The organism is Thermosinus carboxydivorans Nor1 (genome assembly GCF_000169155.1).
Taxonomy (GTDB): domain Bacteria; phylum Bacillota; class Negativicutes; order Sporomusales; family Thermosinaceae; genus Thermosinus; species Thermosinus carboxydivorans.
The window spans coordinates 189,429-201,852 of the sequence record NZ_AAWL01000002.1 but is presented as its reverse complement, the minus strand read 5'-3'; the positions used below and the strand labels follow the sequence as shown (position 1 = coordinate 201,852).

Sequence of the window (12,424 nt, the reverse complement as noted above, 5' to 3'; positions counted from 1 at the left end):
GTGGGGTGGGTATATTGTATCAGTCTGGTGAACTTACAGGTAAACAGAAAGCTGCAATTTTACTGATTGCCCTTGGCCCCGATATTTCCGCCCAGGTGTTTAAACATCTGCGCGAAGACGAAATTGAAAAGCTCACCCTCGAAATCGCTAATCAGCGTAAAGTTCCGCAGGAATATAAGGACCGCGTGCTGGCTGAATTCCATCAGATATGTCTTGCCAAAGAATACATTTCCACTGGCGGATTAGATTACGCCAGGGAAATTTTAGAAAAAGCACTGGGCGCCGAAAAAGCCATGGCAATTATTAACCGTTTAACATCAAGTCTGCAAATTCGTCCTTTTGACTTTGCCCGTAAAACAGATCCAGGGCAACTGCTTAATTTTATTCAAAATGAACATCCGCAAACAATTGCCTTGATAATGGCCTATCTTCAACCTGATCAGGCAGCAGCCATCCTTTCGGCGCTGCCGCCGGACCGCCAAGTTGACGTGGCGCGGCGTATTGCGACTATGGATCGTACTTCGCCTGATGTTATCAGGGACGTAGAGCGCATCTTGGAACGAAAACTTTCTTCCCTTGTTACTCAGGATTTCACCGCCGCCGGAGGCGTGGATTCTATCGTGGAAGTCCTCAACCGCGTTGATCGGACTACGGAACGAACTATTATCGAGAATTTAGAAATCCACCATCCTGAACTGGCCGAGGAAATCAAAAAGCGGATGTTTGTCTTTGAGGACATTGTGCTGCTTGACGACCGCGCTCTGCAATTGGTGTTGCGTGAAATCGATTCTAAAGATTTGGCCCTGGCCCTCAAAGCTGCGTCTAGTGAAGTTGCGGAAAAAATCTATAAGAATATGTCAAAACGCGCTTCGGAAATGTTGCGTGAGGAAATTGAGTATATGGGACCGGTTCGTATCCGTGATGTAGAAGAGGCACAACAAAAGATTGTCAATGTGATCCGCCGTCTGGAGGAAGCAGGTGAAATCATCGTTTCCCGCGGCAAGGGGGACGAGATTATTGTCTAAGATCATCAAATATGTCCGTGTACAAGGTACGCCCGTAGTTATTGAACCCGTTTATACGACTGAACAAACGGAAATAACCAATGCCCCTGCAGTAAGGGCACATGACGAAATAATTGCTAATGCGGAAAAAGAAGCGGCCAGGTTGATAAGTGAGGCGAAGCAGAATGCTGCTGCTTTACTTAACGAGGCCCGGCAGCAGTATGAGAATTTAAAAAAAGAAGCCTTTGATCAGGGCTATCAAGAAGGGTACCGTCATGGCGTGCAGCAAGGAAGACAGGAGATCGAGGCCGAGATGCAAGGTGCATTGCGCCAGGCAGCCGACCAAGCCGGACAATTATTGGCTGCTGCAGAGCGGGAATATCGGCAAACATTGCTTGATGCGGAACGACATATCATTGATTTGGCATTGGCGGTGGCGCGAAAGATTTTAGCTCGCGAAATAGAGGAGAATCCAATGGTAGTTCTGCCGATTGTACGGGCTGCACTTGAGAAAGTACGTGACCAAGAGCAAATAACTATTCTGGTAAATCCCGAGGATTTTGGGGTAGTATTGGAAGCCAAACGTGATCTAGAGCTGGTGATTGGCCGCGAGAGAGCCTTGCAAATTGTTGCCGACAATACCGTAGGTCGAGGCGGTTGTTTGCTCGATACTCCCTTTGGAATGGTCGATGCCCGTATTGATACACAATTCGAAATGATAAAAAGAGTGCTAGAGGACCTATTGCCATGAAACTAGTCGGGTTTGAGCGATACCTTGGTGCGGTTAAGAGTGCGGAAACAATGCGACTAAATGGGAAAATTACCCAAATTATCGGGTTGGTAATTGAGTCCCGTGGACCCAGCGTTAACTTGGGCGAGTTGTGTTATATTCATCCGCGTAGCGGTGGAAAACCTATTCCGGCAGAGGTGGTTGGTTTTCGCCCCAACCATGTGCTGCTTATGCCAATTGGTGAGCTCGAAGGAATTGGGCCAGGGTGTAGCGTTATAGCGGCTAACCGGACGCTGAAAGTAGGAGTAGGACCTGACTTGCTTGGGCGAGTGCTAGATGGCCTTGGTAATCCTATTGACGGTAAAGGCCCGGTCGCTACCGCTGCCGAGTATCCGCTTCATGCATTACCGCCGCCACCGCTTAGCCGGCGGCGGATTACGGAACCACTTTCGGTAGGCGTGCGGGCCATTGACGGATTTTTAACTCTGGGGCGCGGGCAGCGAGTTGGTATTATGGCCGGCAGCGGTGTTGGCAAGAGTACTTTGCTGGGTATGATTGCCCGCAATACCGAAGCTGATATCAGCGTTATCGCTTTAATCGGCGAACGGGGACGGGAAGTCCGGGAGTTTATCGAACGTGATCTCGGTGAGGATGGCCTGAAACGTTCCGTTGTTGTCGTCGCAACTTCGGATCAACCTGCGCTCGTCAGAATTAAAGGTGCAATGACGGCTACGGCTATTGCCGAGTTTTTCCGTGACCAAGGAAAAGATGTAACACTGATGATGGACTCGGTTACCCGCTTTGCAATGGCCCAGCGCGAGGTAGGTTTGACAGTGGGCGAACCTCCTGCTACCCGTGGCTATACGCCGTCGGTTTTTGCAATGCTGCCAAAGCTTTTGGAGCGGTCGGGAACTGGGGATAAAGGGTCAATAACAGGTATTTACACCGTGCTGGCTGACGGCGATGATATGAATGAACCAATTGCTGACGCTGTTCGCAGCATTCTTGACGGTCATATTGTTCTGTCGCGCGATCTGGCTGCGCAAAATCATTATCCAGCTATTGATGTTTTAGCCAGCGTCAGCCGTGTCATGCTGGATATAGTCGATAAAGAGCATTGGCAGGCAGCGCAGAAACTTCGCTCTGTCTTGGCAACATACCACGAAGCTGAAGACCTGATCAATATTGGTGCGTATGCTGCCGGCAGCAATCCCCGGATTGACCAGGCAGTACGGCTGATTGACGGTGTGCGACGATTTCTTCGGCAGGATGTTCATGAAATGGTCGATCTTACCAATACGCTTGCTTGGCTACATGACTTGGCGCGGCAGACTTAAAGGGTGAATAAGAAATGCAGAAGTTTCGTTTTCGCCTGGCAACCATCCTAAAAATTCGTCATAAGGAAGAAGAACGCGCGCAAATGAAACTGGCGGAAGCGATGAAACATAGTTTTAATGAACAAGAAAAACTCCGCCGGTTGACAGATCAATTTGCCGAGAATATGAATATTATCCAATCAAGACAACTAGCTAAACCGACAATTGATCAGCTTAAGATTGCTTATAATTATCTCGATAAACTTAAGGAGGAAATCGCGCAACAAAAAACCAAAGTTAGCCTTGCCGAACACCGCTGTCGCCAGTGTCAGTTGGCTCTTGAGCAGGCTGTTCAAGCCCGCAAGGTAGTGGAAAAGCTATACGAAAAACGGCGGCGGGAGTACCTTGGCAAACTTTGCCGGGAAGAACAAAAACTATTGGACGAAATGGGCACTTTGTTAGTTGTCCGTAAACAATGAGGTTTGACATGGAAAGTATTAGCAGAGTTACCCAACGTATTGCGGCAATCCAACAGCGGTTTACTTCTCCTGCGCATTTTACCAAAGGCGATTTTGCGGCAACGTTCGCATCTGTCCGAACTCAATCGCTCAAACCGGCTGAAGGTGCTAAAACATCAAGTGAAATTGCCAACATGGTTCATGCGGCTGCTCGCCGCCACGGAGTGGATCCCCAATTGGCCTTAGCCATAGCGCAGGCCGAATCGGGCTTATCTCCGCTCGCTGTGTCTGACGCCGGGGCAGTTGGTGTGATGCAGCTTATGCCAGAGACGGCAAACCAGTTAGGGGTGCGGAACATTTACGATCCCTGGGATAACATTGATGGCGGCGTACGCTATTTAAAGAGCATGTTGAATATGTTCAATGGCGATGTTATTAAGGCGGTTGCTGCCTATAACGCCGGACCGGCGGCAGTTGCCCGGTATGATGGTATTCCACCTTACGCCGAAACTAAGGGGTATGTGGCGAGAGTAATGAGTTTCTATGGTCAGAGTATTTGAGTGAGGAGTAGAAGCGGTAATGGCAGGGAAAATCAAGGACAATGTTGCTGCTACTCCGCCGAAAACGGCTTGGGGCGGTTTCTTTAAATTATTGCTGGCACTGTTGCTAATGCTTATGTTGGCCGGAGGGGCTTTTTGGCTAGGTGTTTACTTGAACTTTATAGATCTGGATAAGCTGGCGGACGACTGGAAACTGTACGATAAGCCGGTAATCGGCCGTTTTTTCTCGAAACCGCAACCAGTGCTACCGCCTGCAGAGGACACGGAAGCAAGCGCAGCGTTGCCAGTTCAGTCAGCGCCTTTGACACCACCTGTTAAGGCGCCAATTGAGACTAACCCATCTGCGGCTACTGAAGAAGTGACGGAAAAAAGCGTGAAAGGGCGGCAAATGGAAGAGGCTAAACGCGCCAGCAAACTCGCTCGCCTTTATACTAATATGAAACCAGAAGAAGCAGCTAATATTCTTAATCAATTGGACGATAGCATTGTTCTCGCCATATTAAATAAAATGGAAGAAGACCAAGCAGCAAAGATTCTTGCAACGTTTGATGCCGGGCGGGCGGCCCGTCTTACCGAGGCAATGCTGAAAAAGAAACAAGATATGTAGTTTCTATAAACGCTATGAAAGGAGGTGAAATACAATGAATATGGTAATAGCTTTATTAAACATGAACACCGAAGCGCCAGTGGTAGGAATTCAGCCACGAGAAATTAAAACTGCAGCCGGTCAATTAGGAAAGTCGCTCAATTTCGCAGAAATATTTGGTCAAATAGTGAATGTTCAGCCAGTTTCTGCAGGCAGCGGGATGGAAAAACAGGAGCAAAAGGAAGGCGATTTAATGCCTCCTACGCCGGCAATGGTGCAAGGGACGTCGTCACTAGTAACGCCATGGGTATTTTTAACACCGCAGTCGGTGTTGGCGGAAGAACAACAGATTAACAGGACAATTGGATGTTCTTCTGCTATTGCCACCGGCTTGGGGGGTTCTGGGCTAGAACAGAAGGTACCTTTTAATATAAGGACGGCAAGCAGCCTATTTTTGCCGCTAATCAGTACAGATGCTCCGACTTCGTCGCAGGCAACGGCAGCAATCGAGGCAGTTGGCGTTCTTCCTTCGGCATATGTGCTACAAGCTGAAAAGGTAATGAACCAATACGCAGCACAGCCAACAGTTGCACAGCTAACAGTTGCCAGTACTATTGCCTTAAACAATGTGGCAGCTATGCTAGGTTGCGGAATAAGCCAGTATCCCCAACTTCAGACCGCAAGTGGGAAAACGACATCGCAGGTATGGCCTGATAACGGTAAGGGGAGTGGGAGACCTGGCGCGCCTATGCCGGTTTTGGGAGAAAATGTAATGTCTGGGTTGGATATAATGCCAGACGATTTTACGAAACCCATGCAAGTTGTTCAACCGCTATTTATTGCAAGCAGCGAGGCAGGGGAAACAGCTTGGCGAGAATTTACCGGCGAGCCGGCAGGGCAAAAACAGGAACGATTATTGCCGACAACAAAGCCGGAACATGTTGATAATTCTACCAGCTTTTTTACCGGCGTAATTGAACAGTTAAACCCTTCTTCCTTTGCTCACGTTACGACGCCAGTTAATCCAGCTTCGTCGACCCAAACCATTCATGATCCTTATAAAGTAGTGGAACAAGTAGTGGCCCAAGCGCGACTACGTTTGCGGGCAGACAACTCCGAAATGGTTATTCATTTGAAACCCGAACATCTTGGGGAGCTAACTTTGAAGGTTGCGGTAGAAAACGGTGGAACGGTTACAGCTAGTTTCCATAGTACCAATCCCGAAGTTCGCAGTATTATCGAGGCTTCGTTGCCTGAGCTAAAACAAGAATTAATCAATCAAGGGTTTAAAGTTGAATATGTGGGCGTATACGCCGGGCTTAATCACTCTTTTATGAGTGATCAACGCGACCAGCGTCAGCATATTTTTGCAAAAGCCGGTTTACGGAAAAATATGCATCAGCTTGCGGCGGTTGCCGCTATGGAAACTCACGAAGCATCTTATATTGCCCCTGCCGCTTCCGGCATTGACTATCGGGTATAGGAGGGAAAAACAGAGATGGCATCTGTTAGTAGTGTGACTGTGACCAGTAGTGCTACAGGAGAAAGCAGCTCGTCAGTTAAGAAAAACGACCAACTGGGCAAAGACGATTTTTTAAAGCTGCTGGTAGCGCAACTTAGGTATCAAGATCCTATGAAGCCCATGGAAGATAAGGAGTTTATCGCCCAAATGGCACAGTTTTCCAGCTTGGAGCAAATACAGAATCTCAACTCTACTATGGTTACTATGCAGGCTATGGGCTTGATAGGCAAGACAGTCCGGTGGCAGAATGAAAATGGCGCCGAACAGGCCGGAAATGTTCGCGCCGTAAAAATTAGCGACAGACAGCCGTATATAGTTGTGGGCGATACTACCGTTGAATTGAGTAAAATTCAAGTGGTAGAGGAGAGCACAAAAGGAGGTTCATGATGGCGGATAACCGCATTTATTACCCGCAGCGACCGATCGGGCTACCCAATTCGTCAGCGCCAACACCGGGAAAACAGTCGACGGCGCCTGTTCAGGGCGGTTCAAGTTTTGGCCAGGTGTTGGAGCAATATTTAACAGATATCAAATTTTCTCAACATGCTCTTCAACGGTTGCAGAGCCGCAATATCCAGCTAAACCAGACCGAGTTGGTAAAATTAAATAGTGCGGTGGAAAAAGCGGCGCGGAAAGGGGCTAAAGAGTCGCTCATATTAATGGATAACCTTGCTTTGGTTGTAAGTATCAGGAATAAAACGGTTATTACCGCAATTGATGGCGCAAGTATAAAAGAAAACGTTTTTACCAATATTGACAGCGCCGTCATTGTATAGGGCTGGACCTCCATGAGGAAGCCCTCAGGCTGGCGAATGACTGAGACAGCCGTTAATAATTATTGCTCTAAAAATTTATTGTGGGAGGTCATAACACAATGATGCGTTCATTATTTGCCGGCGTTTCCGGTTTAAGAAATCACCAGACAAGGATGGATGTTATCGGTAACAATATTGCCAATGTCAACACCATTGGTTTTAAGGCTAGCCGCGTAAACTTTCAGGATATTTTAAGCCAGACCATGCAAGGAGCTTCGTCGGGAATAGGCAACCAAGGTGGTACTAACCCCATCCAAATTGGCTTAGGGGTGAGTATTGCCAGCATTGATACCATTTTTACCGACGGCAGCTTCCAGCCGACGGGCAAGCAGACTGACCTATCGATTCAAGGGAAAGGCTTTTTTGTTTTATCTCCTGATGGCGGCAAGACGGAAGTATTTACCCGGGCAGGTAATTTTGACTTCGACAGATTAGGTAATTTTATCGTGCCGGGAACAGGTTATAAGGTTGTCGGCTGGAAAGCTGACAGCAACGGTAATATCGATACCGATCCGTCCAAACGGACGACCATCGATATACCGGTCGGAACCCAAATGCCGGCTCAGGCAACGAAGGCAATCACTTTTGCCAATAATTTGAGTGCGGACGCGGCAAACGGTACAACCGTGAAGGTCAGTTATGATATTTATGACAATCTAGGCAAACGCTATACGTTGCCAGTTGTGTTTACAAAAACTGGTGATACCACTTGGGATTATACTATTTCTAACACCAGTGAATATACTGTTGCAACCTTACCGGCTACTAGCGTTACAGGCAGGCTTACTTTTGATGCTGCTACTGGTAAACTGTCATCAACAACGCCTCCTACCGTTACTACCATCGATATTAGTTATACGACCCCGGCTCAAAAAGTGAGCGGTATCCAATTAAAGTTTGACCAGGTTACCCAATATGGCGGCGATACTACGCTACAAATTGTTGACCAAGACGGGTATCCTCCCGGTAGTCTCGAAGGTGTTACCATTGACCCCAATGGGGTAATCGTTGGCCGTTTTAGTAATGGCAAAACAAGAAATCTGGCGCAGGTTGCTCTGGCGACGTTCAATAACCCAGCCGGTTTAACCAAAATAGGCGATAGCCTGTACGCCGTTTCCAGCAACTCCGGAACGCCAGAGATCGGCGTGACAGGCAGCGGCGGCCGCGGCAAGCTTAACCCTGGTACTCTGGAAATGTCCAATGTTGATTTAGCTCAAGAATTTAGCAATATGATCATCACTCAGCGCGGTTTTCAGGCCAATTCGAAGATTATTTCCGTTACGGACGAAATGCTGCAAGAGCTGGCAAATCTCAAGCGCTAACATAATAAGGGGGGGTTTTTCCCCCCCCTAAGTTAGAACAACGGGGGCGGCAAATATGATTAAATTGACCAGGTTTAAGAGCGGCAATCATGAATTCGTGCTTAATGCGGATTTAATTGAAACCGTGGAAGAAACGCCGGATACGGTGATTACGCTCACTACCGGTAAAAAGCTCATTGTGGAAGAGTCGATGAATGAAGTGGTGCGCAGGGTAATGGAGTACCGTCGGGCTATTAACCGGAATTTCCGTTAACGAGGTGCAGGTATGGACTTAATGACAATTCTTGGCCTGGCATTGGGCTTGACGGCACTGCTCCTGTCCGTCGTTCTGGAGGGCGGCCATATTACCAGTCTGTTTAGTTTACCGGCATTTGTGCTGGTGTTTGGCGGTACTATCGGCGCAACGGCCGTCTGTTTTACCCTGGAGGAGTTAAAAAGTGTTCCCGCTTTGCTGCGCATCGCGTTTAAAGAAGAAAAATATGATACCGGGCAACTAATTGCTACGCTGGTAGGCTTTGCCGAAAAGGCGCGACGGGAAGGTCTGCTGGCGTTGGAAGAAGATTTGGCCGGTATTGAGGATAATTTTTTACAGAAAGGCATGCAACTAGTTATTGACGGTACAGATGCAGAATTGGTTCGCAGCATTATGGAAACTGAACTGACGTTTATCCAAGAACGTCATCATAAGGCAGCCAGTATATTTGAAACAGCGGGAGGTTATGCGCCTACTATGGGCATAATCGGGACGGTTATGGGGCTTGTTCATGTGCTGGGAAATCTTACCGATACGGAGTCGCTAGGACCGGCGATTGCCACTGCCTTCATTGCAACCCTATACGGGGTTGCCAGCGCCAATATTTTTTTCTTGCCGATCGGCGCTAAACTAAAAAACCGCAGCTCGCGCCAAGTTCTGTTTCATGAAGTGACACTGGAAGGTATACTGTCAGTACAGGCGGGTGACAATCCGCGAATTGTGGCGGAAAAACTGGCAGCCTTTTTAGCGCCCAAACAGCGGGAAATAATGAAACGGGATAAAAGCGAAGCGTAGTAGGAGAGTGTTTTGTCATGGCAGATAATGGAAGAAAAATTCCGCTGTTTATGATCATTGCCCTGATTGTTGTGGGGTTAGTATTAGCCGGTGGTGTTTCGTATTATATTGCAACTAAAGTAATAGCCAGCCAAACAACGGAAAAAAAACAAGCCCGTGAACCGGGTACATTTATTAAACTTGGCGACCCCAAAGAAGGCTTGATTTTAAACATAGGCGGCGTAAATAGCGGCCGGTACCTAAAAATTGGTATCATCCTTGAAGTCAAACCGGACAAGAAAGCGCCTCCGAAAGAAGGAAAAAACCCGTCGCCTGATGAAATAAAAATGCTGGATACTGTTATTTTTGTTTTACGTTCGCAAAAAGTGGAAGATTTTGAACCTGCTAAACAGGAAGCGCTGAAGGAACTGATCAAAAATGAGGTTAACAAAGCGCTGGGTGAGGAACGAGTACTAGACGTATATATTACTAACTTTGTTCTCCAGTAATTCGGCAGGTTTTTCATAAGGAAAGGGTGCGAAGGGAGGGGGAAAAAATGGCCGGGTCTGACGTTTTGTCCCAAGCGGAGATTGATGAACTTTTATCAGCGCTATCTACTGGGATAGTGTCCGCCGAAGAGATCAAAAGTGAACAAAAAGAGCGCAAGATAAAAGTATATGACTTTAAACGTCCCGATAAATTTTCTAAGGATCAGATCCGTACTCTTTATATGCTTCATGAAAACTTTGCCCGGCTTATCAATACTTATCTCTCCGCTCATCTTCGGACGCTTGTTCATATAAATGTTGCTTCGGTTGACCAGTTAACATATGAGGAGTTTATCAGATCGTTACCCAATCCGAGTGTTATTAGCATTTTTCAAATGCCACCGCTTAAGGGCAATGTTATTTTGGAATTAAATCCTAATATTGTGTTTGCTGTTATTGATCGGCTTTTTGGCGGCACTGGTGTTGCGCCAGTTAAACCGCGGCCGCTGACAGATATTGAGGAAGCTATTATCCGCCGGGTTCTGGCCAAAATGCTGGAAGGTTTTCAGGAAGCGTGGAAACAGGTGGTAGCCGTCGAGCCACGTATTGGAGCGATCGAGACTAATCCACAATTTGCCCAAATTGTACCGCCCAGTGATATGGTTGTTATCATTACCTTGCAGGCTAAAATTGGTCAGGCCGAAGGACTTATCAATGTTTGTATTCCATATTTGGTTCTTGAACCAATCATGTCAAAATTGACGACGACCTTCTGGGTAGCTTTGGGGACGACCAAGCAAGTTACTCAAGAAAATATAACGACTCTGCAGAGGAAGCTGCAGCGCACGTCTGTCCCGGTTATTGTTGAATTAGGACGAGCTACAGTAACGGTGCAGGACCTTTTAGACCTTGCCGTTGGTGATGTGCTGCAGCTCGAAAGCCGGTTCGACGGCGAGCTTAGTGTTATCATTGGGCAACGCGAAAAATTCAAGTGTAAGCCTGGCCTTGTTGGCGGAAAGGTTGCCGTGCAAATTACCGAAGTTATGTTGAAAGGAGATGAAAATGATGAGTGACGGTTTTCTGTCCCAAGAAGAAATTGACGCTCTGCTACGCGGCGAGCAACTTGCATCTCCTGTCGTGCCTGAACTTGACGATATGGCAAAGGACGCTCTTGGAGAAATCGGTAACATTTGCATGGGCAGCGCGGCTACAACCTTGTCTATTTTGCTTGGAAGGCGTGTTTCGATTACGACCCCGCAGGTTTCTGTTACGACTTTAAACGAGATCAAGCGGCAGTATCCGCTGCCATACCTGGTAATTGAGGTTTATTATTCCCATGGGATTTTAGGTACTAACTTGTTAGCTATCCGACAACAAGATGCGTTAATTATTGCCGATCTTATGATGGGTGGCGATGGCTCAAACCCACCTACCGAGCTGAACGATTTATATATGAGCGCCGTTTCCGAAGCAATGAATCAAATGATGGGCTCTACCGCTACATCTATGTCCACCGTCTTTAAAAAGAAAGTTGATATCTCGCCGCCGCAAGTAAATGTTTTCGACTTTGGCGTAGATGGGAATATTAGCGCAATGGCGGCTGGTGATGAACCAATCGTAAGCGTGTCTTTTCGGATGGAAGTAGAAGATTTGATCGACAGCGAAATTATGCAAATTATTCCGATTAATGTTGCCAAGGAAATGGTAGAAAGTCTGATGGCTGCCATCCAGCCTACACCAAAAACCACGACGTCGGCAGCGCCCAATGCTGCAACCTCTACGCCTCAACCGGTAATGGCGCCGGCAAGGGAAACTAATTTTGCCCAGGCGCAACAAGCGGCAGCTCTGCCCAAAACGCATCAACCGCTTACTAATGTTACCGTCCAACCAGTGCAGTTTGCTCCCTTGAAACCGACTACCCCTACTACTAGCGATACAAATATTAATCTTATTATGGATGTACCTTTGCAGGTTACCGTTGAACTCGGACGCACGCGCAAACTTATCCGGGAAATTTTAGAGCTGGGTCCCGGTTCCGTGGTGGAACTTGATAAACTCGCTGGAGAACCGGTTGACATTTTGGTAAACGGTAAGCTTATTGCCAAGGGAGAAGTAGTAGTAATTGATGAGAATTTTGGCGTACGGATTACGGAAATTGTCAGTCCGCTTGAACGGGCGAACAATTTACAGTAGCCGACAAATATATTATTTATGAGATAGGAGAGGGTTATTGATGGCTGCCAAAATTTTAATTGTTGATGATGCTGCTTTTATGCGAATGATGATTAAAGACATCTTAACCAAAAACGGTTACGAAGTAGTCGGCGAAGCAGAGAACGGTCTTAAAGCCATTGAGAAATATCAGGAACTGCGTCCAGATCTTACCACTATGGACATAACCATGCCTGAGATGGACGGCATTACTGCTGTTAAACAAATCAAAAAGATTGACCCTGCTGCTAAGATTATTATGTGCAGTGCCATGGGACAACAAGCCATGGTCATTGAAGCCATTCAATCGGGTGCCCGAGATTTTATTGTTAAACCTTTTCAACCTGACCGGGTACTGGAAGCTGTGCGCAAAGCAGTTGGTTGA

16 protein-coding genes are annotated in these 12,424 nt (G+C 47.2%); all 16 read left to right on the top strand.

Features of this window, described 5'->3' with window-relative positions; translation table 11 throughout:
• Positions 1 to 14: 14 nt before the first annotated feature.
• A complete protein-coding gene (fliG, locus tag TCARDRAFT_RS02565; protein WP_007288439.1) occupies positions 15 to 1,025 on the top strand; it encodes a flagellar motor switch protein FliG in 1,011 nt (336 codons plus the stop codon).
• On the top strand, positions 1,018 to 1,755 hold the full coding sequence (locus TCARDRAFT_RS02560) for a FliH/SctL family protein (protein WP_050769564.1): 738 nt from the start codon (positions 1,018 to 1,020) through the stop codon (positions 1,753 to 1,755). Before fliG ends, TCARDRAFT_RS02560 begins: the two co-directional genes overlap by 8 nt.
• On the top strand, positions 1,752 to 3,071 hold the full coding sequence (gene fliI, locus TCARDRAFT_RS02555; protein WP_007288437.1) for a flagellar protein export ATPase FliI: 1,320 nt from the start codon (positions 1,752 to 1,754) through the stop codon (positions 3,069 to 3,071). The genes TCARDRAFT_RS02560 and fliI overlap by 4 nt, the downstream gene beginning before the upstream one ends.
• A gap of 14 nt (positions 3,072 to 3,085) precedes the next feature.
• Positions 3,086 to 3,529, top strand: a complete 444-nt coding sequence (gene fliJ / locus TCARDRAFT_RS02550) for a flagellar export protein FliJ (protein WP_007288436.1) — start codon at positions 3,086 to 3,088, stop codon at positions 3,527 to 3,529.
• An 8-nt stretch (positions 3,530 to 3,537) separates the two neighbouring features.
• Positions 3,538 to 4,068, top strand: coding sequence for a lytic transglycosylase domain-containing protein (locus TCARDRAFT_RS02545; protein WP_007288435.1), 531 nt, complete (start codon positions 3,538 to 3,540; stop codon positions 4,066 to 4,068).
• A gap of 19 nt (positions 4,069 to 4,087) precedes the next feature.
• Entirely contained in the window at positions 4,088 to 4,675 is a 588-nt protein-coding gene (locus TCARDRAFT_RS02540) for a MotE family protein (RefSeq protein WP_007288434.1), read from the top strand.
• A gap of 34 nt (positions 4,676 to 4,709) precedes the next feature.
• Positions 4,710 to 6,137, top strand: coding sequence for a flagellar hook-length control protein FliK (locus tag TCARDRAFT_RS14495; RefSeq protein WP_007288433.1), 1,428 nt, complete (start codon positions 4,710 to 4,712; stop codon positions 6,135 to 6,137).
• 15 nt (positions 6,138 to 6,152) lie between these two features.
• Positions 6,153 to 6,563: a flagellar hook assembly protein FlgD gene (flgD, locus tag TCARDRAFT_RS02530; RefSeq protein ID WP_007288432.1), complete on the top strand. Its 411-nt coding sequence runs from the start codon at positions 6,153 to 6,155 to the stop codon at positions 6,561 to 6,563.
• The gene (locus TCARDRAFT_RS02525; protein ID WP_040682955.1) at positions 6,563 to 6,952 is read left to right on the top strand and encodes a TIGR02530 family flagellar biosynthesis protein; all 390 of its coding nucleotides are present in this window, start codon (positions 6,563 to 6,565) and stop codon (positions 6,950 to 6,952) included. Before flgD ends, TCARDRAFT_RS02525 begins: the two co-directional genes overlap by 1 nt.
• A 98-nt stretch (positions 6,953 to 7,050) precedes the next feature.
• Entirely contained in the window at positions 7,051 to 8,313 is a 1,263-nt protein-coding gene (locus TCARDRAFT_RS02520) for a flagellar hook protein FlgE (protein WP_007288431.1), read from the top strand.
• 55 nt (positions 8,314 to 8,368) lie between these two features.
• Entirely contained in the window at positions 8,369 to 8,566 is a 198-nt protein-coding gene (locus TCARDRAFT_RS02515; protein WP_007288430.1) for a flagellar FlbD family protein, read from the top strand.
• A 12-nt stretch (positions 8,567 to 8,578) separates the two neighbouring features.
• Positions 8,579 to 9,361, top strand: coding sequence for a flagellar motor protein (locus TCARDRAFT_RS02510; RefSeq protein ID WP_007288429.1), 783 nt, complete (start codon positions 8,579 to 8,581; stop codon positions 9,359 to 9,361).
• Between the two features lie 17 nt (positions 9,362 to 9,378).
• Complete coding sequence (locus TCARDRAFT_RS02505) at positions 9,379 to 9,849, top strand: flagellar basal body-associated FliL family protein (RefSeq protein ID WP_007288428.1); 471 nt, start codon at positions 9,379 to 9,381, stop codon at positions 9,847 to 9,849.
• A gap of 47 nt (positions 9,850 to 9,896) precedes the next feature.
• The gene (gene fliM / locus TCARDRAFT_RS02500; protein ID WP_007288427.1) at positions 9,897 to 10,901 is read left to right on the top strand and encodes a flagellar motor switch protein FliM; all 1,005 of its coding nucleotides are present in this window, start codon (positions 9,897 to 9,899) and stop codon (positions 10,899 to 10,901) included.
• Positions 10,894 to 12,021, top strand: a complete 1,128-nt coding sequence (gene fliY, locus TCARDRAFT_RS02495; RefSeq protein ID WP_040682954.1) for a flagellar motor switch phosphatase FliY — start codon at positions 10,894 to 10,896, stop codon at positions 12,019 to 12,021. Before fliM ends, fliY begins: the two co-directional genes overlap by 8 nt.
• Positions 12,022 to 12,061: 40 nt before the next feature.
• Positions 12,062 to 12,424 carry a response regulator gene (locus tag TCARDRAFT_RS02490; RefSeq protein ID WP_007288425.1) on the top strand — a complete coding sequence of 121 codons (363 nt, stop codon included), beginning with the start codon at positions 12,062 to 12,064 and terminating at the stop codon, positions 12,422 to 12,424.

Excerpts from the sequence above, each read along its gene's own strand:
- fliI (WP_007288437.1), top strand. The coding sequence starts at position 1,752 with ATGAAACTAGTCGGGTTTGAGCGATACCTTGGTGCGGTTAAGAGTGCG.
- fliJ (WP_007288436.1), top strand. The coding sequence starts at position 3,086 with ATGCAGAAGTTTCGTTTTCGCCTGGCAACCATCCTAAAAATTCGTCAT.
- TCARDRAFT_RS02545 (WP_007288435.1), top strand. The coding sequence starts at position 3,538 with ATGGAAAGTATTAGCAGAGTTACCCAACGTATTGCGGCAATCCAACAG.
- TCARDRAFT_RS02540 (WP_007288434.1), top strand. The coding sequence starts at position 4,088 with ATGGCAGGGAAAATCAAGGACAATGTTGCTGCTACTCCGCCGAAAACG.
- TCARDRAFT_RS14495 (WP_007288433.1), top strand. The coding sequence starts at position 4,710 with ATGAATATGGTAATAGCTTTATTAAACATGAACACCGAAGCGCCAGTG.
- flgD (WP_007288432.1), top strand. The coding sequence starts at position 6,153 with ATGGCATCTGTTAGTAGTGTGACTGTGACCAGTAGTGCTACAGGAGAA.
- TCARDRAFT_RS02525 (WP_040682955.1), top strand. The coding sequence starts at position 6,563 with ATGGCGGATAACCGCATTTATTACCCGCAGCGACCGATCGGGCTACCC.
- TCARDRAFT_RS02520 (WP_007288431.1), top strand. The coding sequence starts at position 7,051 with ATGATGCGTTCATTATTTGCCGGCGTTTCCGGTTTAAGAAATCACCAG.
- TCARDRAFT_RS02515 (WP_007288430.1), top strand. The coding sequence starts at position 8,369 with ATGATTAAATTGACCAGGTTTAAGAGCGGCAATCATGAATTCGTGCTT.
- TCARDRAFT_RS02510 (WP_007288429.1), top strand. The coding sequence starts at position 8,579 with ATGGACTTAATGACAATTCTTGGCCTGGCATTGGGCTTGACGGCACTG.
- TCARDRAFT_RS02505 (WP_007288428.1), top strand. The coding sequence starts at position 9,379 with ATGGCAGATAATGGAAGAAAAATTCCGCTGTTTATGATCATTGCCCTG.
- fliM (WP_007288427.1), top strand. The coding sequence starts at position 9,897 with ATGGCCGGGTCTGACGTTTTGTCCCAAGCGGAGATTGATGAACTTTTA.
- fliY (WP_040682954.1), top strand. The coding sequence starts at position 10,894 with ATGAGTGACGGTTTTCTGTCCCAAGAAGAAATTGACGCTCTGCTACGC.
- TCARDRAFT_RS02490 (WP_007288425.1), top strand. The coding sequence starts at position 12,062 with ATGGCTGCCAAAATTTTAATTGTTGATGATGCTGCTTTTATGCGAATG.